This is a genomic window from Mesorhizobium sp. M1403 (assembly GCF_040317695.1).
GTDB lineage: Bacteria > Pseudomonadota > Alphaproteobacteria > Rhizobiales > Rhizobiaceae > Mesorhizobium.
The window spans coordinates 56,157-79,678 of the sequence record NZ_JAMYKY010000012.1; the positions used below are offsets into that span (position 1 = coordinate 56,157).

Here is a 23,522-nt window from a genome sequence, read left to right on the forward strand (position 1 = left end):
CATAGACCGGAGTGAAATCATGGCGGTGAGATTGCCATCGAATTTTGGACGGTCCGGCGCGCAGGAGAGCGCGTTGGATCTGCTTGGCCATGAAATCCTCGGCGAAAAGGCGGCAGTGCTCGGCCGCGCCGGCCGGCGCGTCGAGAAAACACTGACGAGGCTGCGCGAGAATGGCGACAGCGACGATCGACCCCGGCTGCTCAAGGACGCAGCCGACGCGGTGCACGGCTATTTCATCCAGCGCGAACTCTGCGGCCTGCGCAAGCACGACGCGGTGATCCGGGAATACAATATTCCCAAGGCCGTGCTGGCCAGGCTCGGCGCCAGCGTATGATCCAAACCGGAATCGGTTTGGGAGGCGTTATTCCAGCCACTCGGTGATGAAGCTGCCGTTCTCGTGTATGTCGGTGGTTTCCAGCGGGCCTGGCCCGAGATTGGTGAATTTGTGCGGCGTGTCCGGCGGTACGATCAGGATCTGGCCGGCCGTGGCCTCGATCTGCCGGTCGCCGACGGTGACCAGGCCGGTCCCGGTCCGGATGATAAAAATCTCGCAATAGGGATGGCTGTGCAGCCTGGGGCCGCCGCCGATCTCAGGCAGGTAGTTGAAGATCAGGCAGCTGTTGGAGCCGTAGGCGCCGCATTGCAACTCGCCCTGCCAGTGGTCGGGCGCCTCGGCCCATTTGTCGCGGTCTATAACATGCGCCATAGGGCGAGGATAAACCGCGCCAGCGCCCGCTGTCGAGGCGAACGCAGTCGTTTGGTTTTCCTGCGATTTTCCAATCATTCCATCGGGCAAATTACGTCCCCGCGACAATCTGCCCTTGTGCCTTCACCCGTCTGGACAAAAACAGGCTTCACGCATAAACCCAAGTCCCAAATGCCGGAGGAATTCGCTAGCCTGTTCGCCATGCGCTGTCGGGCCGGCGCGATTGAGCGGGAACAAGGCTCGGCCGCCGGCACGGAAGAGGCGAAAGGATCAGGCACCCGTGAGCGCAACCGACACCCAGGATCCCAACCGTCGTGATTTTCTCTACGTCGCCACCGGCATGGCCGCGGTGGTCGGCGCGGGCGCCGTCGCTTGGCCGTTCATCGATCAGATGCGTCCGGATGCCTCGACGCTGGCCCTTGCCTCGGTTGAGGTCGACGTCTCTTCGCTGACGCCAGGAATGTCGCTCGTTGTGAAGTGGCGGGGCAAGCCGGTGGTCGTGCGCAACCGCACTGAGCAAGAGATGAAGGACGGCGAGGCGGTCAATCTCGCCGAGCTCAAGGATCCAATTGCCCGCAATGCCAATTTGCCGGCCGACGCGCCGGCGACCGACGCCAACCGCACCACGCCGGGCAAGGAAGCGTGGATGGTGATGGTCCAGGTCTGCACCCATCTCGGCTGCATCCCGCTCGGCCAGGAAGGCGATTTCGGCGGCTGGTTCTGCCCGTGCCACGGTTCCGTATACGACACCGCCGGCCGCATCCGGAAGGGGCCGGCACCCGAGAACATGGCGGTACCGGTGTTCCAGTTTATTTCCGACACCAAGATCCGTATCGGCTGAGGCAAGGGATATTTCGATGAGCGAGGGACACTCGACCTATACGCCCAAGACCGGCATCGGACGCTGGTTCGATTCGCGCATGCCGCTGCCGCGGCTGGTCTATGACAGCTTCATCGCCTATCCGGTGCCGCGCAATTTGAATTATGCCTGGACCTTCGGCGGCATCCTCGCGCTCATGCTGGCGGCGCAGATCCTGACGGGTATCGTGCTGGCCATGCACTACGCGGCCGACAGCACTCTCGCCTTCGATTCGGTCGAGAAGATCATGCGCGACGTGAATTCGGGCTGGCTGCTGCGCTACCTGCATTCGAACGGCGCGTCGTTCTTCTTCGTCGCCGTCTACATCCATATCTTCCGTGGCCTCTACTACGGCTCCTACAAGGCGCCGCGCGAGCTGCTGTGGATCCTCGGCTGCATCATCTACCTGCTGATGATGGCGACCGGGTTCATGGGCTATGTGCTGCCCTGGGGCCAGATGAGCTTCTGGGGCGCCACCGTCATCACCGGCTTCTTCACCGCCATACCGCTGGTTGGCGACTGGATCCAGCAGCTTCTCCTCGGCGGCTTCGCGGTCGACAATCCGACGCTGAACCGCTTCTTTGCGCTGCATTACCTGCTGCCGTTCATGATCGCCGGCGTCGTCGTGCTGCACATCTGGGCGCTTCACGTCGTCGGCCAGAACAATCCGACCGGCATCGAGGTCAAATCGAAGACCGACACGCTCGCCTTCACGCCTTACGCGACCATCAAGGACGGGTTCGGCATGATCGTGTTCCTGTTCGTCTTCGCCTATTTCGTGTTCTACCTGCCGAACTATCTCGGCCATCCGGACAATTACACCGTGGCCAACCCGCTGAAGACGCCGGCCCACATCGTGCCGGAATGGTACTTCCTGCCGTTCTACGCGATCCTGCGCGCCATCACCTTCAATATCGGGCCCATCAACTCCAAACTCGGCGGCGTGCTCTGCATGTTCGGCGCGATTGTAATGCTGTTCCTGGTGCCGTGGCTCGACACCTCGAAGGTGCGCTCGGCTGTCTACCGGCCCTGGTACAAGCTGTTCTTCTGGCTGTTCATGGCCGACGCCATCCTGCTCGGCTGGCTGGGCTCGCAGCCGGCCGAGGGCAGCTATGTGTTCATGGCGCAGATGGCGACGCTGTTCTACTTCGCCTTCTTCCTGGTAGCGCTGCCGGTGCTTGGGCTGATCGAGACGCCGCGGCGGCTGCCGAATTCGATCACCGAGGCGGTGCTCGAGAAGAACAAGGGTGGCGGTGGACATCCTGCCGGCGCCACGGCCGCGCCGGAAACCAAAGGCTGAGCATGATCCCGAAAAGTGGAAACCGGTTTTCGGACAAGATCATGCTCGGGACGATGACCGCGCGTCAGAGAATCTCAAGGGGATATGGCATGAAGAAGATTCTCGCCTCGTTGACGCTGCTTGGCCTTGTGGCCGCGGGCATTGGGGCCACAGGCACTGGAGCGAGCGCCCAGGAAGAGGCGCACAATGAGGCGGCGCCGACGCATTTCCCGATTGACGAACCGAAGGAAATGGACTGGAGCTTCGCCGGGCCATTCGGCACCTACGACAAGGCCCAGCTGCAGCGCGGGCTCAAGGTCTACAAGGAAGTCTGCTCGGCCTGCCATTCGATGAATTTGGTGGCGTTCCGTACGCTGGAAGGCCTTGGCTATTCGGATGCGCAGATCAAGACGCTGGCGGCCGAATATACGATCCATGACGGCCCGAACGATGCCGGCGACATGTTCGATCGTCCCGGCAAGCCGTCCGACCATTTTCCGCCGCCGTTCCCCAACGAGGAAGCGGCGGCGGCGGCCAATGGCGGTGCAGCACCCCCCGACATGTCGCTGCTGGCCAAGGCGCGCGGCGTCGAGCGCGGCTTCCCGCGCTTCGTGTTCGACATCTTTACGCAATATGCCCAGGGCGGCCCCGACTACATCCACTCGCTGCTGACCGGCTACGACCAACAGCCGCCGGCGGGCATGGTCATACCAGAAGGCACGAACTACAATCCGTACTTCCTGTCCGGCGTGTCGCTGAAGATGCCGAAGCCGCTCTCCGACGGCCAGGTTACCTATGATGACGGGGCGCCGCAGACGGTCGACCAGTATTCTCGCGACGTGTCGGCCTTCCTGATGTGGGCGGCAGAACCGCACCTCGAGGACCGCAAGAAGACCGGCTTTCGCGTACTGGTCTTCCTGCTGCTGTTCGGCGCACTGGTCTACCTGACCAAGCGCAAGGTGTGGGCCGGCGTGACGCACTGAGCCCTGCGATATAAGAGAATGCGAGGGCGTCGAAAGGCGCCCTTTTCATTGCAGGCATGTCGATTCATCGCAGCCGGCGCTGAACAAGGCCCTTTGCCGGACAATTTTCCGTCAGGCGTCACATGGCGGTAGCCGGACTTGGCTGCACCGGGTTACGATTGGCCAATTCCTTTCACGTCTTTAGCCGAATCTGAATGGCCCGGAGAGCCGCTTGATGAAGTCCTCGCTCGAAGAGACGCTGCTTGCCGCGATCCGCACCATTCCGGATTATCCCAAGCCGGGCATCCTGTTTCGCGACATCACCACGCTGCTCGGCAATGCGCGGGCCTTCCGCCGCGCGATCGACGAACTGGTGCATCCCTATGCCGGCCTGAAGATCGACAAGATCGCCGGCATCGAGGCGCGCGGCTTCATCCTCGGCGGCGCCATCGCCCACCAGCTCTCAGCCGGCTTCGTGCCGATCCGCAAGAAGGGCAAGTTGCCTTACGAGACGGTGCGCGTCGCCTACAGCCTGGAATACGGGCTGGACGAGATGGAGATGCACAAGGACGGTGTTTCTCCGGGCGAGAAGGTAATCCTCGTCGACGATTTGATCGCCACCGGCGGCACGGCGGAGGCGGCCGTCAAGCTATTGCGGCAGATCGGCGCCGACATTCTCGCCGCCTGCTTCGTCATCGACCTGCCGGACCTTGGCGGCCGCGAGAGGTTAGAGGGGCTCGGCGTGCCGGTGAGGACGCTGATCGGGTTTGAGGGGCATTGAGCGTTTCTTCCTTCTCCCCCGTGGCAGAAGGGAAGAATTCCGCTCACCCCACCTTCACCAGCACGGCACTTTCGAATTCGATCACCTTGTCGCCCGTCGAATCGAAGGCCTCTGAGCGGAGCGTCAGCAGCCGCCAGCCCGGTCGCGAGGCAATGGGGCGGTGGGCCAGCGCCGTGCGGGTGAAAGTCACGGTTTCCCCGGCATAGACAGGTTTGGGCCATTTGAGGTTCTTGAAGCCGGGCGAGGGGCCGAATTCCGGCACCGGCCCGGGGCCGGGCCAGCGGGCGACCTCTGCCTCTATGCCAGCCTGGAGGTTCAATTTCATCCAGGTGGCGGCGGTGTGCCAGCCCGAGGCGCAGAGCCCGCCGAATATGCTGTTCCTCGCCGCCTCTTCATCGATGTGGAAAACTTGCGGATCGTATTTGCGGGCGAACGCCTTGATCGCCTCCGGTTCGAATCGATGCGAACCGAGCGTGACGGTGATACCGATGCAGAAGAATTCGTCGAGGCTCACGCACTGCCCTCGCGGGTGAGGAACATGACGGTGTTTTCGAGCTCGAAAACACCTTCGCCGCGCTGGTTGAACAACTCGCTGCGCATGGTCACCAGGCCAAGCCGGGGCTTCGATCTAGACAGGCGCTTGGCAAGGACGGTGGTGCTGCCGCTCAACAGGTCGCCGGCCAGGACCGGCCGTTTCCATTTGACCTGGTCGACGCCTGGCGCGCCCTGGGAGGTCGAGTCGAGCAGGAAGGCATCGCACAGCATGCGCATGAACATGGCGCAGGTGTGCCAACCCGAAGCCGCCAGCCCGCCGAGGATGCTGGCCTTACCCGCAGCCTCGTCGAGATGCATCGCCTGGGCATCGAACTCGCCGGCGAATTCTATGATTTCGGCGGCGCTTACCAGCTTGGTGCCAAGGTCGAGCGAAGCGCCCTCGACAAAATCCTCATAAGCCCAGGTCTTTGCGGTCATGGTCTGGAAATCCTGTTCAGGATTGTACGATCGCTGCGGGTCGGGGTCCCGGATGCAGGCAGCGCGGCATTTGGTCAAGCAATTTCTAGTGCGCCAGCCTGCGGCGCCCAAGCCGCAGCGGAGGTATTGATGACCCTACAGCCAGCCGCGGCGGCGGAAATACCAGAAGGGCAGGATTGCCGAAAGCACCATCATGCCGATGGCGAAGGGATAACCAAAGTGCCATTTGAGCTCGGGGATGATGTCGAAATTCATGCCGTAGATTGAAGCGACAAGCGTCGGCGGCAGGAAGATGACAGCGGCGACGGAGAAGATCTTGATGATGGCGTTCTGCTCGATCGAGATCATGCCGAGCGTCGCGTCGAGCAGGAAGCTGATCTTCTGCGACAGGAACGTGGCGTGGTCGGCGAGCGACAGCACATCGCGCGACAAGGTCTTGATGCGGGCGCGGGTATCCTTGCTCATCCTGGTCTGCGTGGAGGCATGGGCGAGGAAGCCGGCAAGGCGCTGCAGCGAGATCAGGCTGTCGCGGACCGAGGAGGCGAGATCCTCCTTGCGGCCAATGCCTTTCAACAGCTCCTGGAAGTCGCGGTTGCGCTTGGAAACCTTGGTCGAGCGTGCCTCGAAGATGTCGCGCGAGATCGCCTCGACGTCGCGGCCGGCGCGCTCCAGAATGTCGGCGAGGCGGTCGACGATCGCCTCCAGTAGTCCGATCAGGATGGTGTCGCCGCTGGTGCAACCGGTCGCCACCTTCTCGGCGCGCTGCGGAAAGGTCTTAAACGCCTTCGGTTCGTGGTACCGCACGGTGATCAGCCTGCTGCCGGCGAGCACGAAGGTAACCGGCGACATCAACGGATCGTCCACCTCGGTCTGCGCAGGCAGAATGGCGGTCATGAAGTAGGCGCCGTCCTCGACGTAGAGACGGCTCGAGATCTCGATCTCTTCCATCTCTTCGCGGGTCGGAACGGCGATGCCGAGCCAGGTCTCAATTGTCGTCTCTTCTTCCTTTGTCGGGTTGAAGAGGTCGACCCAGACCACAGTGTCGCTGTTCTGCAGGAGATCGTCGACCAGGCGCAGGCGATCATTGTCGACGACGAAGGCCTTGATCATCGCCGGGTCTCCCTTGCTGTTGCCAAAGAGCGTTCGTTGGAGGGGCGCGTCAGTCAGATCGCACGGACACGGGCAGGTGAGGCGCGAGGCCGGTGCAAAGGCCCCTTAGACCCCGCACGACGGCCCGTCAAGCAGCGCAAGAGGCACTGCGACCCCTGCTTTGAAGTTTGGCATCGAGCGGCGGCAATGGTGGCCGCTGGGCTCCCTCGCCTGGTCAGGTGTTGAACTTGAACAGCATGATGTCGCCGTCCTGGACGACATACTCCTTGCCTTCGTCGCGCGCCTTGCCGGCCTCCTTAGCCGCCACTTCGCCGCCCAGCCTGACGAAGTCGTCATAGGCGATGGTCTGGGCGCGGATGAAGCCGCGCTCGAAATCGGTGTGGATAACGCCTGCCGCCTGCGGCGCCCTGGCGCCCTTGTGCACGGTCCAGGCGCGTGTCTCCTTCGGCCCGACGGTAAAGTAGGTGATGAGCTGCAGCAGCTCGTAGCCGGCGCGGATGACCTTGTTCAAGCCGGGTTCGTCCAGGCCGAGCGTTGCCAGGAATTCCATTTCCTCTTCGTCCGAGAGCTGGGCGACCTCGGCCTCGATCGCCGCCGAAATCACAACGGTGCGGGCACCTTGCGCGGCCGCCATCTGCTCGACCGCCCTGGTATGGGCGTTGCCGATGGCGGCATCGGCTTCGGCGACGTTGCACACGTAAAGCACCGGGTGCGACGTCAAAAGGTTCAGTCCCTGCAGGATGCGCAGATCCTCAGCCGAGATGCCGTTGAGCAGGATGCGGGCGGGCTTGCCGGCCTGCAGTAGTTCAAGCGCCGCTTCCATCATGGGAAGTACGGTCGCTGCCTCCTTGTCCTTGCCGGCGGCACGCTTGCGGATCTGCACGATGCGGCGCTCGAGGCTGTCGAGGTCAGCAAGCATCAATTCGGTCTCGACGGTCTCGGCATCGGCGACAGGATCGATGCGGCCCTCGACATGGGTGATGTCGTCATCCTCGAAGCAGCGCAGCACATGGACGATGGCATCGACCTCACGGATGTTGGCGAGGAACTGGTTGCCCAGCCCTTCACCCTTCGAGGCGCCGCGCACCAGGCCGGCAATGTCGACGAACGAGATGCGCGTCGGGATGATCTCCTTCGACTTGCCGATCGCGGCGATCTTCTGCAGGCGCGGGTCGGGCACCGCAACCTCACCGGTATTCGGCTCGATGGTGCAGAACGGATAATTGGCGGCCTGTGCCGCCGCCGTCCTGGTCAACGCATTGAAGAGCGTCGACTTGCCGACATTGGGCAAGCCAACGATGCCGCATTTGAAACCCATTTTTGTCCGGTCCTATCGGGAAATCGAAATTTGATCAGGGCTATGGGCGAAAGCGCCGACGATCGTCAAGCCCTGTGCACTCATGCCCGCGGCGCTGACGGCGCCATGGCTCAATCCTTGCCGCCAAAAAGCTTCTTCAGCATCGCCGCCATCGGGCCGGTTTCGGGCAGCTTGGCCGCCGGCTGCTGCGGCCGCGCCTGGCGGACATGGCTTTGCACCTTTGGCGCCTTGGGTGGCGGGCGGTCGTCGTCGCCCGTCGGCGTGAGCTTGTCGCGCAGCGCCAGCGTCACGCGATTCATGAACGAATTGTCGTCGCCCTTGGCAAGCAATCCGGCACCATCGGCGATTGCGTCGAGCAGCACGTCCAGCCATTCGCGGTCGCCCTTGGCGAAATCGCCGAGCACATGGCCGTGCACCATTTCCTTGACGCCGGGGTGGCCGACGCCGATGCGCACACGGCGAAAATCCTTCCCGACGTGCTGGTCGAGCGAGCGGATACCGTTGTGGCCGCCGGAACCGCCACCGACCTTGACCCGAACCTTGCCGGCGGCAAGGTCGATCTCGTCATAAAAGACAGTCAGCGCCGAAGGGCCGAGCTTATAGAAGCGCAAGGCTTCGCCGACCGATTGGCCGGACAGGTTCATGAAGGTCTGCGGCTTGATCAGGATCACCTTGTCGCCGGCAAGCGTGCCTTCGGCGATCAGCCCCTGGAATTTCTTCGACCAAGGCGAAAAGGAATGGCGGCGGGCGATCGCGTCCGCCGCCATGAAGCCGACATTGTGCCGGTTGTTGGCGAATTTCGCGCCCGGATTGCCGAGGCCTGCAAAGACAAGCATCGTCGCCTCCGGGCGGGAAGGGGTTACTTCTCTTCGGCGGCAGGAGCCGCTTCGGGCGCAGCCGCTTCAGTCGTCTCTTCTACGGCCTCCGGCTTCATCGCCGAGGAGCCGGCAATGGTCGCGATGGTGAAGTCACGGTCGGAGATCACCGGCTTGACGCCGGCCGGCAAGGTGACGGCCGAAATGTGGATCGAATCGCCAATATCGGTGCCGGTGAGATCGATGGTGATGAAATCCGGGATCGCATTGGCCGGGCAGTGGAATTCGACCTCGTGGCGCACGATGTTGAGCACGCCGCCGCGCTTGATGCCGGGCGACTTGTCTTCATTGATGAAGTGCACGGGCACGTCGACATTGACTTCGGTGTCCTTGCCGATGCGCAGGAAATCGACATGGACCGGGAAATCCTTGACCGGGTCGAGCTGGAAGTCCTTGGGCAGAACCTGGATCTTGTTGCCGTCGACATCGATCGTGGCGACCGTGGTCAGAAACCCGCCGCCATGGATCTTGTAGTAGATGTCCTTATAGGTCAGCGCAATCGCCAGGGGAGGCTGCTTGTCGCCGTAAATCACTGCAGGCACTTTACCGTTGCGGCGAACTGCACGGGCGGACCCCTTACCGACCTGTTCGCGCGCTTCGGCCTTGAGCTCGTAAGTATCGTGGCTCATGGCATTTCCTTTCGCGTTGTTCTGGAGCGTTCGCGGCCGGCAACGTGCCGGGGCCGTAAACGTCGAAAGCCGCCAGGCCTGGATGTCCGAAAGCCGGCAGCCGCATGAGCGGACCTTTGTTCGGGATCATGCGGGAAGGCGGCCTTCCGCCGCGTTGCCTCCAAGGGTGTCTACGCGGGTGGCGGCTCTATAGCGGAAGGCGGCGCGAGGTGCAAGCGGGGCGGAAGGTGCCCAGGGACGGACCGTGTCCCATCAATGTCAGGCCGGAAACAGCAGTGCCGAAAGCAATGCTGCAATGTACAGTCCGACGCCAAAGGACAGATGGGTCATAAGGCTGCGCAGGCGCGCAGTGCGCGGATTGGGAACTTTCGAAGCCGCGATGCCGATCCCAAAAGCCGGTTGCATCACGAAGAACGGGGCGACGATGGTGCAGACGCCGACCAACAGGGCCGGAAGCACTGTCGGGTGCCGTGCCCAGTCGAGGCTCCACACTCCAATCAGCGCCGCGGCAAATACGATGCCGGTCGCGTAATGTGCGCTCCATCCAATGGCGGTTTCGCCGCGAACGCGAGCAACTTGCGCGATATTCGCGTGCGCGAAACGGCCACGCGGAAAGTGTCCGATCCAGCGGCCGACCCAGGCGTAATCAAGCGATGGAATCGCGAGCATTCGCTTCAGAAACCATCCCCAAAGGTCCATCAGGGCTGTCGCGCCGATACCAATGACGGCCGCACGGACAACGAACTCCAACATTTTTGCTCTCCTGTTTCACCCGTCAGACATTAACCAATCATTCAACATATTGATTGATTGATTGATTAATGCTAGCCAAGTCATATGAAAAGCACGGACGTTCACCACCCGATCTTCGACGAAGTAGCGGATCTCGCCCGCACCTTGGGGCATGCCCACCGGCTGGTTCTGCTGCGTCACATTGCCGATGGCGAACTGGCCGTCGAGCAGCTGACGCAGCTTTCGGGGATCGCATTGGCGAATACGTCGCAGCATCTTCAACATCTCAAGCGAGCGGGCCTGGTGCAGACCCGGCGAGACGGAAAACGCGTTCTGTACCGGCTTGCAGATGGCCCAATCGAAAACGTGTTCGCGGCGCTGCGAAGCCTTGCAAACCATAGACGCGAGCAGATCCGTGAGTTTATCAACGACAGCATTAGCCAGCCGGACAGGCTGGAAAACATCTCGCGCGAGGAACTCGTGCGCCGCATGCGAAACGACGAAGTCGTGCTGCTCGATGTCAGGCCGCAGAACGAATTCGCGACGGGGCATTTGCCGGGTGCGATCAACATTCCCGCTGATGAGCTGGAGCAGCGGCTTGCGGAGCTTCCACGAGAGAAGGTCGTTGTCGCCTATTGTCGTGGGGTCCAGTGCGTTCTGTCGGCCGACGCTTTGGCAATCCTGAGGGCACGAGGCTGGGCCTCGCGCCGGTTCGAAGGCGGCTTGCCCGAGTGGGCAGCTGCAGGCCTGGGTGTAGAGGGAACGAACTACGAAAGCGGCTGACGGCCGCCAAATCGGCGTCGCCGGGCCCGGCCCAAATAACCGCAGCGGGCGATGGCACGGCGGCTGGACGGGCGCGTCGGAAGAGGGGATTCGCTTAGAAACCGAACCCGGGCTTCACCCGACCGTGGTCACCTTCCTCGCTTCCTTCATGTTAGGCAGAAAAACCGTCAGCAGCCCGAGTAGCGGCAAATACGAGCAGACCTGGAAGACGAAATCGATGCCTTTCATGTCGGCGACGACGCCAAGCACGGCGGCCGCGATGCCGCCCATGCCGAAGGCGAAGCCGAAAAAGATGCCGGCGATCATGCCGACCCGGCCGGGCACGAGTTCCTGCGCGAAGACGACGATGTTCGAGAAGGCCGAGGACAGGATCAGGCCGATCAGCACGGTGAGAACCATCGTCCACTCGAAATTGGCATAGGGCAGGGCCAGGGTGAAGGGCAGCACGCCGACGATCGAGAACCAGATCATCGCCTTCTGCCCGTAGCGGTCGCCGAACGGGCCGCCGAGCAGGATGCCCAGGGCCGAGGCGCCGAGGAACAGGAACAGCATGACTTGCGACATCTGGACTGAAACGCCGAATTTATGGATGGAATAGAAGGTGTAATAGCTGGCAAGGCTGGAAATATAGGCGTTCTTGGTCAATACCAGCAGCGTCAGCACCAGCAGCGCTCCCATCACCTTGCGGCGCGGGAAGGGCGAGACGAAGCCTGCCGCCTTGCGGGTGCTCTGTGCGGCACGCAGGCGGCTGTACCAGCCGCCGACCTGCCACAGCACGATGATGCCGATCAGCGAGCCGCCGGCGAGCCAGGCGATGCTGGTCTGGCCGAAGGGCACGACGATGAAGGCTGCCAGCAGCGGCCCCATGGCCTGGCCGAAATTGCCGCCGACTTGGAACAGCGACTGTGCCAGGCCGAACCTGCCACCGGAGGCGAAGCGCGCGATGCGCGAGGATTCCGGGTGGAAGATCGCCGAGCCGATGCCGATCAGCGAGGCGCCGATGAGGAGCAGTGAGTAATGTCCGGCATAGGCCAGCACGACCAGGCCGATCAGCGAAGAGGCCATGCCGTAGGGCAGCGAATACGGCATCGGCCGCTTGTCGGTAATCATGCCGATCACCGGCTGCAGCAAGGATGCCGTCACCTGGAAGGTGAAAGTCAAAAGGCCGATCTGCCAGAAATCGAGACCGTAATTGTCCTTCAGCAGCGGATAGATCGCCGACAGCAGCGACTGCATGATGTCGTTGATGCAATGGCAGAAGCTCACCGCCAGGATGACGGTGAAGGCCGTCGCCTGAGCTGAAATGTGGCTGGCCGCTGCCGGCTTGGCGTCGGCGGTTGCTGTGGTATCGGTCAAGGCAGGCTCCGTGGTCTTTTTGGCGGGCGCTCCCGCAGGCGGTCTTATGGGCCGGCTGCCTTATACGTTGCTTGTCACGCGACTTCTTTCGTGGTTTGGTCCAATAGTTTCGCAAGTGGGCCATAGCTGATGCCGCATGGCAGGGAAATGTTCAGAGCGGGCGATACCGATCTTGGGCTGTTGCATGGGCGCTGGATGGTGCCCCCCGACCACGCGATGTGGATCCCAGCCGGCACCGAACACTCGGTTGAGATGCTGGGCGACGTCAGCATGCGCTCCGTCTATGTGATGCCGGAGGCCATTCCCGGCCTGCCGGACGGGTTGCGCGTCGTCGGCATCACCGACCTGATGCACAGCCTGATCGTGGAATCGGAAAAGCTGCCGCAGGGCGCCGAGCTGGAGGGGCGGGGCGGGCTGATCATGAAGCTCCTGCTGCACGAAATCCCGAACCTGCCGCAACGGCCACTCGGACTGCCGTTCCCGTCCGACGCAAGGCTGGCAGCGCTGTGCCGGCGCTTCGTCTCGGCACCGTCACCGCACGCGACGATCGATGAATGGGCCGCTATCGTCGGCATGAGCCGCCGCTCTTTCACCCGCGCCTTTCATCGCCAGACCGGATTGTCGCTGTCGACTTGGCGCCAGCAGGCCTGTCTGTTCGCGGCGCTGCCACGGCTGGCCGACGGCGAGCCGATCACAAGGGTGGCGCTCGATCTCGGCTATGACAGCGTGCCGGCGTTCATCACCATGTTCAAGCGCATGCTGGGAGCCTCGCCACGCGGTTACATGCGCGGCGCCCGTGATGCTGGTGAAGGTGTGCGGCGAATAAGCGGTCCGGCTCGGCCTGAGTCGCAGCCCTAAAGCGCGTCGCGTTCGACCGGTCTCATGCGACGCGCTTTAGGTTCTTGTTTTATGCATGTCGTTGTCGCAAAACCGCTGCTCACTTTTGCGCGACATGTATTAATCGAACAGGCTCGACACCGATTCCTCGGTTGCCGTGCGGGAGATCGCCTCACCCATCAGTTCGGCGATGGAGATGACGCGGATATTGGCGGCGTCCAGCACTGCCTGGGTCGGCTGGATGGAATCGGTGATGACCAGTTCCTGCAGTTTCGAGGCGCCAATGCGGGCGATGGCGCCGCCGGACAAAACGCCATGGGTAGTATAGGCGGTGACACTGGTGGCGCCGTCGGCAAGCAGCGCATCGGCCGCATTGCATAGCGTGCCGCCCGAATCAATGATGTCGTCGATCAACAGGCAATCCTTGCCGCGCACGTCACCGATGACGTTCATGACTTCCGATTCGCCGGGGCGCTCGCGACGCTTGTCGACGATGGCCAACTGGGCATCGATGCGCTTGGCGAGGGCACGGGCGCGGACCACGCCGCCGACATCCGGCGACACCACCATGACATTGGCGAGCTGCTTGTATTTCGCCTTCACGTCACGCGCCATCACCGGCACGGAAAACAGATTGTCGGTCGGGATGTCGAAGAAGCCCTGAATTTGCCCGGCATGCAGATCCAGCGTCAGCACCCGGTTGACGCCCGCCCGCGTGATCATGTTGGCTACCAGCTTGGCCGAGATCGGTGTGCGGCCGGAGGCGCGGCGGTCCTGCCTGGCATAGCCGAAATAAGGAATAACCGCAGTGATACGCTTGGCCGAGGAGCGCATGAAGGCGTCGATCATGATGAGCAGTTCCATCAGATGATCGTTGGTCGGGAACGAGGTGGACTGCAGGATGAAGACGTCCTCGCCTCGCACGTTCTCCTGGATCTCGACGAAGATTTCCTGGTCAGCGAAGCGCCTGACGCTGGCCTTGCCCAGCGGAATGTTGAGGTAGCGGGCGACTGATTCGGCCAGCACCCTGTTGGAATTGCCCGCGAAGAGCTTCATGCACCGTTCCTGGCGAAGGATTGAGAGACTCCGATAGCACTCCAGCCTCTTAGTCGGGCTTTTAGCGGCCCGCGCCGGTATTGCAAGCGTCGTGAATGGGAATCCGCCGGCTAATCTCAATAATCGCTTACGGCTTGACGATGCGGCGATAGGTCCACTTCGATGCCGACAGAATCGGGATAGCTTCTATCTTTCAGTCTGAGCATGCTCTTTTCCGAAAACCGGATTCCACTTTTCGGAATCATGCTCCAGGTCAGCCGGCGCCGCCGCCAAGCCAGGTGGCGAACTGGTCGATTGTCTGGTCGGCAATCGCCTGCATGGTCGCCGGCGCGACCGCCGCCCAGCCTTCGCCGCCACCGACGGAGGACGCCTTCTGCTGGCCGTTGATGCGATGCAGCCGGTTGCCGGCCGGGTCATAGATGTCCCAGACATAGATGACGGTGGTGTCCTTGCCTTCCGTCATGGTCGAGAAATAGCCCTTGAGCACGTGCGTTGGGGTCTGGTCGGTGCTGCCGGCCAAGGTGATGCCACGCTGCCTGGCGCGTGTCTGAAGCTCGGCGGTCAGCGGTGTCGCGGCTTCTACCGAGGCGCCGACGATCGGCGCCACCTGCAGCCGGGTTCGCGCAATGGCAGCGGCGCTTTTGGCGGGCGGCACGGCTGCTGCCGCCGGAGGCTGCGCTGTATCTGCAGTTGGCGCGGTGCCGGAAGACGGCGCCGCAGTTGAGGGGGGCGTTGCGGCGCCGCCGGCTCCGGGCAGGGATTGGGTCGATTGCGGGGCGATGGCCGAGGGTTCGAGAACGTCCTTCGCATTGGTGCAAGCCGCCAGCGCCAGCGCCGCGAGCAATGACACGGTCGTCACATGCGATCGTCTCATTAGCCTGAAAACTCCTTGGCGACGAACGCCCCTCACACTTTTTCCATTATGGATTCACTGCACGATCAAGTCGAGATCATGGCGGGACAGCGGCTTCGGCTGGGATTCGGTCGTCAGGTAGGTGCGGCCAAGGGTCATCGCCGTTTCGGTTTCGGAGTCCATGATGATCATATGGGCGAACAGCGTCATGTTCGGCGCAATCGGTTCGGGATTACCCTGATAGAACATCGGCATATCCATCCAGGACGGGGTGAAGCGGGCGCCGAGCGAATAACCGCAGGCATTGAGCCGGTGCTTGGTCAAATTGTGGGCTTCGAGCGTGCGGGCATGGGCGTCGAACACGTCGCCGAACGTATTACCAGGTGTCATCGCCTTCTCGACTGCAAGTAGCGCGGCGCGGGCGGCATCGAACAATTCCTGGTGGCGTTTCGATACCTTGCCGGTCAACACCGTGCGCATCATTGCCGCATGGTAGTGATGGAAGACACCGGCCCATTCGAGTGTCAGCTGGTCGTTCTTGGTGAGCTTGCGGCGACCGGCCTTGTAGCGGCAGAGCAGGGCGTCGACGCCCGAGCCGATGATGAACTCGTTGGCCGGATAATCGCCGCCGCCGGCAAAGATCGCGCCTTGCATGGCGGCGAGGATCAGCGCCTCATCGCCGCCCTGCTTGATCAGCGGCAGTGCTGCGTCCAGCGCGTCGTCGGCCAGATTTGCGGCTTTTTCCGCCTTGGCGATTTCGGCCGGGCTCTTGAACAGCCGCAGCCGGCTGACAATGCCAGAGGCATCTGCGATCTGCCCGAAGGTCTGCAACTGCTCGTCGAGGCGCCGGCCATTATATGCCGTCAGGCCGTGGGTGTCGTATTCGACGCCGATGCGGGCGCCGAGCAGGTCAAGCTCGTTGAGCAAATTGCGCAGGTCGACCGCCGGATTGGCGCCGTTGCGATCCGTCCACAAAACGATGTTGTCGATGATCGAGGTGTGGCGTGCCTGGCGCAAATCGGCCGAACGCGTCAGCAGTACCATCGAGCCGTCGGCCTTGACCACCAGGCACTGGAAAAAGCAGAAGCCGAACGTGTCGTAGCCGGTTAGCCAATACATGCTTTCCTGCGCAAACAGCAGGACGGCGTCGAGCTTCTTTTCGGCGATCTCGATCATCAGTCGATCGCGCCGCGCGTCGAATTCCGAGCGTTCGAAATGCAGCGCCATCAGTCAGTCTCCAAAACGATTGCCGAAACCTGCCGTCCGTAGTCGGGCTCGTTGCGATGCGTGCTGCGCCGATAGGAGTAGAAAAGCTCTTCCTCGGCATAGGTGCAGCGGCCGAGCCCTTCGGCATTGACGCCAGCCTTGGTCAGCCGGTCGACCGTGTAGCGGTTGAGATCGAACATCGCGTGTCCGGCATTTGCGGAGGGCGCGAAATAGCGGGCATTACCGGCATCGGCGTCGACGAAGCGGGCGACGAATTCCGGTCCGACTTCGTAATTCTGTGGGCCGATGGAAGGACCGAGCACTGCGACGATGCGGTCACGCCGGGCGCCGAGGCTTTCCATTGCCGCGATGGTGTTTTCCAGCACTCCCGTGAAAGCGCCTTTCCAGCCGGCATGGGCGGCTCCGATAATGCACGCCTCGGCGTCAGCGAAGAGGACCGGTCCGCAATCGGCGGTCGAGGCCCCGATGGCAATGCCCGGCCGGTCGGTGACGATGGCGTCGGCCTTGGGACGCTCGCCGGCAAAAGGTTCCCTGGCGATGACGACGTCCGGCGAATGAACCTGATGAGCAGTCAGCAGATGGCTTGCCGCCACGCCCATCCATTCGGCGACGCGGCGGCGATTCTCGCGCACCAGCGTCTGGTCGTCGCTCGATCCGGTGCCGATGTTGAGGCCCCGGTAGATGCCGCTGGAAATGCCGCCGACGCGTGTGAAGTAGCCGTGGCGGATGCCTTGCGCCGTTTCCAGCAAGGGCGACCGAACGGGATCCGGTTTGGTCTGATTCAGCATGGCGGCTTTGTTGTCCGTATGGGCGATTTCGTCAAGCGCGTTGAAGGCGGCGAGTTGAAGGTAGGCAAGTTGAAGGTAGGCGAGTTGAAGGCGGGCGCAGTTGAAGGCGAGTGCAGTTGATGTCGGGCGCAGCCGGAGAGGGGAGAGTGGTAGAGGCGACAGCGAAAAGTCAATCCGCGCTTGCGAACGGCGGAACGGCAATGCCGGGAGGAAGGATGGCAAGCACCTTGAAGAGCTCGCCCATGGCCTGCTGACCGGCGAGGCGCTCGACGTCGGCCGCGATCTTTTCACGAGCTGCCTCATCGGCATTGGCGCCGAGCCGGCCAGCTCGTTCGAGAAGCCCCATCTTGAGCAGGAATTCACCTTGCGTGGAGAGGTGGGCATCGAGGCTGTGTGCCCGAACGGTTGCAGCGAGGGCAGCGAAATCGACATGGGCGGTGAGGTCGGCCTCCCCCGGATTCGCCAGCACGTCCTCATGACCGTGCTTGCGCAAGGCCTGCAAGGTGTCGCCGATGCCGGGCTGGAGGTGACCGTAGTCGAGAAACAGGCCGGCGCCGCCAAATCCGGCAAGTCGCCCGGCGATGGCCGCCATCAGGGCGGCGCGGGCTGGCGCCACCTCGACGATCGCACCTTGCGGCGCATTCTCGGCATCCTCCGGCAGCAGCATCGGGTCGAGCGAGCCGGCGCCGACGAAAAAGCGAAGCTGGTTCGCATCGTCGAGACCGATCATCCGTTCGCGCCAGCCGGCTCCGGCGCGGACGAACTGGCGAATAGGCACCGCGTCAAACAGCTCGTTGCCAACAATCAGAAGCTGCCCCTGCGGTAGTGTGTCGATGGTTTCATTCCAGGCGATGGTGGCCGACGTCCCGGCAAGCGTCCGTTTCTGGACCTCGGTCAACCGCGGACTGGTCTCGATCAAGGCGAATGATGCGCTGGCGGTAAGCGTCGGATCGAGCCGCGAAAGCGTGCGCAGCATATCTCTCATCAGCGTGCCGCGGCCGGGGCCTATTTCGGCGATGGCGACCGGCGTCGGCCGGCCGATCGCCAGCCATGCCTGGTAGAGCCAGACGGCGACCATCTCGCCAAACATCTGGCTGATCTCCGGCGCGGTGACGAAGTCGCCGGCGGCGCCGAACGGCTCGCGTGTCGTATAATAGCCGTCCTGCGGATCGAACAGGCAGAGCGCCATGTATTCGCTGATGGGGATCGGTCCCACCGCACCGATCAGCTCGGCGATGCGTGTCTTCAGCGGCGTCATGCGGGCTGCGGTTTTGTCACCGGCTTGGCTGTAGCCATCGCCCAGATGCCGGCCAGCACCATCGGCAGCGACAGCACCATGCCCATGGTGAGCCAGCTCGTGCCAAGGAGATAGCCGAGCTGCTGGTCGGGCTCGCGGAAGAATTCGACGAAGACGCGCGAGGCGCCATAGCCGGCAATGAAGGCGCCGCCGACGAAGCGCGGCGTCTTCAGCTTGAGCCGCGAATGAGTGAGAAAGCGCAGGACAAGGAACAACACCAGCCCTTCGAGCAGCGCCTCGTAGATCTGGCTCGGATGGCGTGCAAATGGGCCGCCATTGGGGAATTCGAATGCCCATGGAACGTCGGTCGGTCGGCCCCATAGTTCGGAATTGATGAAGTTTGCCAGGCGAACGAGGCCAAGCCCCACCGGCACGCCGGCGGCAACAACGTCGAACAGCGACCATGTGCGGATGCCACGCGCCCGGGAAAACAGCGTCATGGCGAGAATGACGCCGAGCAGGCCGCCATGAAACGACATGCCGCCCTGCCAGACGGCGACGACATCGAGCGGATTGGCGATGTAACGCGGCAGGTCGTAGAACAACACGTAGCCGGTGCGTCCGCCGAGCACCACGCCGATGGCCGCCCAGACGATGAAGTCGTCGAGATCCACGGGCTTCATCGGCAGGGTGCCGTCGGGCCAGAGTTTCGGGTTGGTGACGAGGCGCTTGGCATACCACCAGGCGAACAGGATGCCGACGATGTAGCCGACGCCGTACCAATGCACCGCCAGCGGTCCGATCCGGACGATGACCGGATCCATGTTGGGGAAGGGCAGGGCAGCCAGCGGCAGCAAATATTCGCTCAACAGGGTCTCCCGGTTCCGGTCAGGTTCGGGCGCGGACCATGCGGCAGGGTTTTGGCAGGGTCAAGGCGAGCATATGCTTGCATTCCGCATCGTGCGCCACTACGTCAATTCGACCAAGCGAGGATTTGCCATGGCGACCGGACCGAACCGCATTCTCGATGAATTCGCCAAGCTGATGACCGACGCAGCCGGTGCCGCGCAAGGCGTGCGGCGCGAGGTGGAGACCGCCTTCAGGGGCCAGGCCGAGCGGATACTCAACTCCATGGACGTCGTGCAGCGCGAGGAATTCGAGGCCGCTCGCGACATGGCGGCGAAGGCCAGGGAAGAAAACACCCGCCTCGCTGCTCGCATCGAAGCGCTCGAGGCCAAGCTTGCCGAAATGACCGGTCAGGCAGCGCCTGCGGCTTCGGCAAAGCCGCGTGCAAAAAAATAATAAAAATATTCGTTAAACTTTTCCACAAAGCCGGATCGCAAAAAGCGCTTTGTCGTGAATCGCTTACCGGTACTGCGTGGATCTTTCCGACAGCGCCTTTCCACATGCGAATGACGCAGTGCGAAAAATTGGGCTGGTCACGCGACTCCCGATCAATAGACTGAATTTGTTGCATGATTCGGAGCAGGGTCATGCGCCGGGCGGTGGGGTCCGGTCCGGGGTCTTTGCGTTGACGAAGTCCTGGCCGTCCGAGTTCTAGACAGAATTGTTCGAGTGTGCCTCTCCCGCGGAGCGTGTGGTGGCGCTCCCAGAACGACAGGAAGCATTTCATGGAACTTCTCGAACTCGAATTCTCCCGCGAAATCCATCCGGTGGATGTTATCGAGCAGGTGGCCCACAACAACGACTGGTCCTTCGAGCGGGCCGGCGACGACGAGATCTCGATCTCGGTTGCCGGAAGCTGGACCGACTACCACGTTTCATTCTCCTGGATGGAGGACTACGAGGCGCTGCACCTGGCCTGCGCTTTCGACATCAAGGTGCCTGAGGCGCGCGCGCTTGAGGTGATGCGGCTGCTTTCGCTGATCAACGAGCAGATGCTGTTTGGGCATTTCGACCTCTGGGAGCAGGAAGGCGCCATCATGTTCCGCCAGTCGCTGCTGCTGGCCGGTGGGGTTGAGCCGTCGAGCCAGCAGGTCGAGGTGCTGCTGTCGTCGGCGCTGGAAGCCTGCGAATGCTATTTTCAGGCCTTCCAGTTCGTCGTCTGGTCGGGGACTTCGGCCAAGGACGCGCTGGCCGGCGTGCTGTTCGAAACCTACGGAAACGCCTGACCATCGATGAGTTCGAGCAACGCGAGAAAACCCGAGATCAGCTTCGCCGATTTCGACCGCGTCGACATCCGCGCCGGCACGATCGTCGAGGCCGAGCCTTTTCCCGAGGCGCGCAAGCCGGCGATCAAGTTGAAAATCGATTTCGGTCCCGTGATCGGGGTGAAGAAATCCTCGGCCCAGATCACGAAATACTATCCACCCGAAAGCTTGATCGGCCGGCAGGTGTTCGCGGTGGTCAATTTCCCGCCGCGTCAGATCGGGCCATTCATGTCGGAAGTGCTGACGCTCGGTTTTCCCGATGAAGAGGGCGCCGTCGTCCTCGGCGCGATCGAGCGCAAGGTGCCGGACGGCGGTAGGTTATTCTAACTGCGGTTTGCTCAGGCGGCCAGTTTACGCGTGGTACCCAGTGCTTCTTCGACCGTTTCCATGAACATTTCGGCGCAGGCTTTCCAGCTGTAGCGCATAGCACGTTGCCGCGCCTCGGTGCGGTCGACGAGAAGCGCGGCGAGCGCTGCTTGCCGAAGGTCGTGCGAGACCGCGCCGCCGATGCCGTCACCGACGATATCGATAGGCCCGGTGACGGGATAGGCTGCGACAGGCGTGCCGCTGGCCAACGACTCGATAATGACGTTGCCGAATGTGTCGGTGCGGCTGGGGAAGACGAAGACGTCGGCCGAGGCGTAGATCTCGGCCAGTTCGTCGTTCGGGCGATGGCCGAGAAAATGGGTATCGGGATATCTGGCCTTCAGCTTCGCCAATTCCGGCCCTTCGCCGACAACCACCTTGCTGCCGGGCAGGTCCAGGTCGAGGAAAGCCGGCAGGTTCTTCTCGATCGCAACGCGGCCGACGCAGAGGAAGATCGGTCCCGGAAGCCCCAGGTCCTTTCTTTTATCCGGCCGAAAATGATCGGTATCGACGCCACGCGTCCATGGCCGAAGCTTGGTGAAGCCGCGTGCCGCAAGATCGTCGGCAAGCGACTGGGTGGCGACCAGCGTGCCCTGTCCTGAATTATGGAAATCGCGCAGCCAGCGATAGGCCCATGCTTCCGGCACCGGCAGACGCGCGCTCAGATATTCAGGAAAACGTGTGTGATAGCTGGTCGTGAACGGACGGCCGGCGTTGCGGCAGTAGCGCCGCGCCATAATGCCGAGCGGTCCTTCGGTGACGATATGGATGTGATCCGCCTTGCGTGCCTCGATCAGCTGCGCCACGCGGTGCGGCGTCGTCAGCGCCAGCCTGATGTCGGGATAGGTCGGCAGAGGCAGGGTGCGAAAGATGTTCGGCGTCAGGAAGTCCGTCTCGACATCGAAGGATTTCAAGGTCTCCGAGAGGCGCTCCAGCGTGTGGACGACGCCGTTGACTTGCGGGCGCCAGGCATCGGTGACCATCAGGATGCGCATGGCGGTCCCTTGGCGGAGAGCTTGATTGCTTTGCCGCGATGCCTGAACGGCGACCACGCCGCCGCTCTGGCCTCGCACCAGCGCACCCGGGCAGGCGCGGGGTCGAAATGAGGCCGCAGGGCCGAATCAATCAGGATCGCGCGCTTCATTGGCGCTCTTCACCATGGTTTCATGACGGGCGGATGAAGGCCGGCCTCGCTCCCGTCAAGCCGGAACCTTGATCACCGCCCGCAGGCCGCCGAGCGGGCTGCGTTCGAGGACGATGTCGCCGCCATGGCTGCGGGCAATGTCGCGTGCGATGGAAAGGCCAAGGCCGGTGCCGCTGGCGTCGAGGTTGCGGGCCTCGTCCAACCGCACGAAAGGCTTGAATACATCCTCCCGCTTTTCGGGCGGAATGCCCGGACCGTCATCGTCGATAGTGACGAGCAGCGAACCGCGTCCATGATTGGCATTGATCTCCACCGTCTTGGCATAGCGGAATGCATTGCCGACGACGTTGGACAGCAGCCGGGCAAAGGCATTGGGGCGCACATGGACATGCGGATCGCCGGCAAGCACGGTCGACAGCTTGCGCTTGCGCAGCGCGGCTTCCTCGCGAAGCTTGTCGAAGAAGGCTTCGAGGTCGAACCGGCCGGCGTCTTCCGATGCTTCGCCGCGTGCAAAGGCAAGGTAGCCTTCCAGCATCGACTGCATGTCGTCGATATCCTGGTCGAGTGCCTGGGTGTCGGCCGCCTTGGTCCCGGCCAGCGCCAATTGCAGCTTGAAGCGGGTGAGGATGGTCCTCAGATCGTGGCTGACGCCGCTCAGCATGGCGGTGCGCTGCTCGAGCTGGCGTTCGATGCGTTCGCGCATCTGGATGAAGGCAAAGCCGGCGCGGCGGACTTCCTCGGCGCCGCGCGGGCGAAAATCGCGAGGCATCGGCCGGCCTTTGCCGAAGCTCTCGGCCGCCTCGGCCAGCGTCAGAATCGGCCGGATCTGGTTGCGCAGGAAGGGAATGGCGATCATCAGCAGCACCAGTGAGGTGCCGACCATCCAGATCAGGAAAATATGGGTGTTCGATGCATAGGCCTGGCTGCGGCGCACGAAGACCCGCAGCACCTTGTTCTCGAGCTGGACGCGGACCTCGACGATATTTGAATTGCCGACCGTATCGATCCAGAACGGACGGTTGATCTGGCGGGTGATCTCGGACGAAAGGATCTCGTCGAGGATCGAGAAGAACGGCTTTGGCCCGGGTGGCGGCAGTGGGTCTGGCGGCAGGAGGTCGACCTTCAACTGCATGCGATCCTGGGCGATGCGGATGACGTTGGCGTAGTCGGCGTCGTGCGGATAGGTCTCTATCAGGTCGATGATGGCGGCGATGTCGCGCACCGTGGCCTGCGACAGGCGCTGCGTCACGGTCTGCCAATGGCGCTCCATGAAGACAAAGGCGACGACCGACTGCAGCATGATCATTGGCGCGATGACGATGATCAGCGAGCGGGCATAGAGCCGCTTCGGCATGTAAAGCGACACCAGGCGCCAGAAACGGTTCCAAGCGCGCGGCACGGCCTTCAGCGCCCGCGTCGCGCGGGCGCTCAAGCCGCCATCTTCCGGCCGTTCGAGTTGCGTGGTCGCCATTCGTCTTTTC

At 62.6% G+C, this 23,522-nt stretch carries 27 protein-coding genes; 10 read left to right on the top strand and 17 right to left on the bottom strand.

Annotated elements, in window-relative coordinates; translation table 11 throughout:
• The first annotated feature begins 19 nt into the window (after positions 1–19).
• Entirely contained in the window at positions 20–334 is a 315-nt protein-coding gene (locus tag NKH01_RS19700) for a DUF6665 family protein (RefSeq protein ID WP_353021847.1), read from the top strand.
• Positions 335–361: 27 nt separating this feature from the next.
• On the opposite strand, the gene NKH01_RS19705 is transcribed toward NKH01_RS19700, so the two are convergent.
• The gene (locus NKH01_RS19705) at positions 362–706 is read right to left on the bottom strand and encodes a cupin domain-containing protein (RefSeq protein ID WP_352858896.1); all 345 of its coding nucleotides are present in this window, start codon (positions 704–706) and stop codon (positions 362–364) included.
• Positions 707–986: 280 nt separating this feature from the next.
• Here NKH01_RS19705 and petA point away from each other — a divergent pair, with 280 nt between their 5' ends.
• The 4 genes from petA to NKH01_RS19725 all read left to right on the top strand — a co-directional run bounded on the left by petA (position 987) and on the right by NKH01_RS19725 (position 4,587).
• On the top strand, positions 987–1,547 hold the full coding sequence (gene petA, locus NKH01_RS19710) for a ubiquinol-cytochrome c reductase iron-sulfur subunit (protein WP_023719206.1): 561 nt from the start codon (positions 987–989) through the stop codon (positions 1,545–1,547).
• Positions 1,548–1,563: 16 nt separating this feature from the next.
• Positions 1,564–2,865 (top strand): cytochrome b, encoded by a 1,302-nt coding sequence (locus NKH01_RS19715; RefSeq protein WP_352516104.1) that lies wholly within the window; start codon positions 1,564–1,566, stop codon positions 2,863–2,865.
• Between the two features lie 89 nt (positions 2,866–2,954).
• Positions 2,955–3,827 carry a cytochrome c1 gene (locus tag NKH01_RS19720; protein WP_353021850.1) on the top strand — a complete coding sequence of 291 codons (873 nt, stop codon included), beginning with the start codon at positions 2,955–2,957 and terminating at the stop codon, positions 3,825–3,827.
• A 214-nt stretch (positions 3,828–4,041) separates the two neighbouring features.
• Positions 4,042–4,587, top strand: a complete 546-nt coding sequence (locus NKH01_RS19725) for an adenine phosphoribosyltransferase (protein WP_023719203.1) — start codon at positions 4,042–4,044, stop codon at positions 4,585–4,587.
• A gap of 43 nt (positions 4,588–4,630) precedes the next feature.
• On the opposite strand, the gene NKH01_RS19730 is transcribed toward NKH01_RS19725, so the two are convergent.
• From NKH01_RS19730 to NKH01_RS19760, 7 genes are all read right to left on the bottom strand, one after another.
• A complete protein-coding gene (locus tag NKH01_RS19730) occupies positions 4,631–5,101 on the bottom strand; it encodes a MaoC family dehydratase (RefSeq protein WP_023719202.1) in 471 nt (156 codons plus the stop codon).
• Positions 5,098–5,559 (bottom strand): MaoC family dehydratase, encoded by a 462-nt coding sequence (locus NKH01_RS19735; protein ID WP_352482086.1) that lies wholly within the window; start codon positions 5,557–5,559, stop codon positions 5,098–5,100. The genes NKH01_RS19730 and NKH01_RS19735 overlap by 4 nt, the downstream gene beginning before the upstream one ends.
• A gap of 135 nt (positions 5,560–5,694) precedes the next feature.
• Complete coding sequence (gene corA / locus NKH01_RS19740) at positions 5,695–6,669, bottom strand: magnesium/cobalt transporter CorA (protein WP_023719200.1); 975 nt, start codon at positions 6,667–6,669, stop codon at positions 5,695–5,697.
• Between the two features lie 214 nt (positions 6,670–6,883).
• Complete coding sequence (gene ychF, locus NKH01_RS19745) at positions 6,884–7,987, bottom strand: redox-regulated ATPase YchF (protein WP_352846598.1); 1,104 nt, start codon at positions 7,985–7,987, stop codon at positions 6,884–6,886.
• Positions 7,988–8,097: 110 nt separating this feature from the next.
• Positions 8,098–8,823 carry an aminoacyl-tRNA hydrolase gene (gene pth, locus NKH01_RS19750; RefSeq protein ID WP_353021853.1) on the bottom strand — a complete coding sequence of 242 codons (726 nt, stop codon included), beginning with the start codon at positions 8,821–8,823 and terminating at the stop codon, positions 8,098–8,100.
• A 23-nt stretch (positions 8,824–8,846) separates the two neighbouring features.
• The gene (locus NKH01_RS19755) at positions 8,847–9,491 is read right to left on the bottom strand and encodes a 50S ribosomal protein L25/general stress protein Ctc (RefSeq protein WP_023719196.1); all 645 of its coding nucleotides are present in this window, start codon (positions 9,489–9,491) and stop codon (positions 8,847–8,849) included.
• A gap of 258 nt (positions 9,492–9,749) precedes the next feature.
• Positions 9,750–10,244 carry a DUF2938 domain-containing protein gene (locus NKH01_RS19760; protein ID WP_353021855.1) on the bottom strand — a complete coding sequence of 165 codons (495 nt, stop codon included), beginning with the start codon at positions 10,242–10,244 and terminating at the stop codon, positions 9,750–9,752.
• Positions 10,245–10,328: 84 nt separating this feature from the next.
• On the opposite strand from NKH01_RS19760, the gene NKH01_RS19765 reads away from it, so the two are divergent.
• Positions 10,329–11,006 carry an ArsR/SmtB family transcription factor gene (locus tag NKH01_RS19765; protein ID WP_352787744.1) on the top strand — a complete coding sequence of 226 codons (678 nt, stop codon included), beginning with the start codon at positions 10,329–10,331 and terminating at the stop codon, positions 11,004–11,006.
• 114 nt (positions 11,007–11,120) lie between these two features.
• On the opposite strand, the gene NKH01_RS19770 is transcribed toward NKH01_RS19765, so the two are convergent.
• A complete protein-coding gene (locus tag NKH01_RS19770; RefSeq protein ID WP_353021859.1) occupies positions 11,121–12,362 on the bottom strand; it encodes an MFS transporter in 1,242 nt (413 codons plus the stop codon).
• A 129-nt stretch (positions 12,363–12,491) separates the two neighbouring features.
• Between NKH01_RS19770 and NKH01_RS19775 the strand changes: the two genes are divergently transcribed.
• Complete coding sequence (locus NKH01_RS19775; RefSeq protein WP_353021862.1) at positions 12,492–13,220, top strand: AraC family transcriptional regulator; 729 nt, start codon at positions 12,492–12,494, stop codon at positions 13,218–13,220.
• A gap of 99 nt (positions 13,221–13,319) precedes the next feature.
• Here the strand turns inward: NKH01_RS19775 and NKH01_RS19780 are convergent, their stop codons facing one another.
• From NKH01_RS19780 to lgt, 6 genes are all read right to left on the bottom strand, one after another.
• Positions 13,320–14,255, bottom strand: a complete 936-nt coding sequence (locus NKH01_RS19780) for a ribose-phosphate pyrophosphokinase (protein ID WP_023678427.1) — start codon at positions 14,253–14,255, stop codon at positions 13,320–13,322.
• Between the two features lie 253 nt (positions 14,256–14,508).
• Entirely contained in the window at positions 14,509–15,129 is a 621-nt protein-coding gene (locus tag NKH01_RS19785; protein WP_353021866.1) for a hypothetical protein, read from the bottom strand.
• Positions 15,130–15,183: 54 nt separating this feature from the next.
• Positions 15,184–16,335: a M24 family metallopeptidase gene (locus NKH01_RS19790; protein ID WP_023678425.1), complete on the bottom strand. Its 1,152-nt coding sequence runs from the start codon at positions 16,333–16,335 to the stop codon at positions 15,184–15,186.
• Entirely contained in the window at positions 16,335–17,123 is a 789-nt protein-coding gene (gene pgeF, locus NKH01_RS19795; protein WP_023719190.1) for a peptidoglycan editing factor PgeF, read from the bottom strand. Before pgeF ends, NKH01_RS19790 begins: the two co-directional genes overlap by 1 nt.
• 169 nt (positions 17,124–17,292) lie before the next feature.
• Positions 17,293–18,381, bottom strand: a complete 1,089-nt coding sequence (locus NKH01_RS19800) for a class I SAM-dependent methyltransferase (RefSeq protein WP_353021870.1) — start codon at positions 18,379–18,381, stop codon at positions 17,293–17,295.
• Entirely contained in the window at positions 18,378–19,229 is an 852-nt protein-coding gene (gene lgt, locus NKH01_RS19805; RefSeq protein WP_353021873.1) for a prolipoprotein diacylglyceryl transferase, read from the bottom strand. The genes NKH01_RS19800 and lgt overlap by 4 nt, the downstream gene beginning before the upstream one ends.
• A 130-nt stretch (positions 19,230–19,359) precedes the next feature.
• Between lgt and NKH01_RS19810 the strand changes: the two genes are divergently transcribed.
• From NKH01_RS19810 to NKH01_RS19820, 3 genes are all read left to right on the top strand, one after another.
• Positions 19,360–19,662, top strand: a complete 303-nt coding sequence (locus tag NKH01_RS19810) for an accessory factor UbiK family protein (RefSeq protein ID WP_023719187.1) — start codon at positions 19,360–19,362, stop codon at positions 19,660–19,662.
• Positions 19,663–19,991: 329 nt separating this feature from the next.
• Positions 19,992–20,492, top strand: coding sequence for a type III secretion system chaperone family protein (locus NKH01_RS19815; protein WP_023678420.1), 501 nt, complete (start codon positions 19,992–19,994; stop codon positions 20,490–20,492).
• Between the two features lie 6 nt (positions 20,493–20,498).
• Complete coding sequence (locus NKH01_RS19820) at positions 20,499–20,858, top strand: tRNA-binding protein (RefSeq protein WP_353021877.1); 360 nt, start codon at positions 20,499–20,501, stop codon at positions 20,856–20,858.
• A gap of 11 nt (positions 20,859–20,869) precedes the next feature.
• On the opposite strand, the gene NKH01_RS19825 is transcribed toward NKH01_RS19820, so the two are convergent.
• Positions 20,870–21,892 (bottom strand): glycosyltransferase family 4 protein, encoded by a 1,023-nt coding sequence (locus NKH01_RS19825; protein ID WP_353021881.1) that lies wholly within the window; start codon positions 21,890–21,892, stop codon positions 20,870–20,872.
• Between the two features lie 204 nt (positions 21,893–22,096).
• Positions 22,097–23,512 carry an ATP-binding protein gene (locus NKH01_RS19830; protein ID WP_023719184.1) on the bottom strand — a complete coding sequence of 472 codons (1,416 nt, stop codon included), beginning with the start codon at positions 23,510–23,512 and terminating at the stop codon, positions 22,097–22,099.
• Positions 23,513–23,522 lie beyond the last annotated feature (10 nt).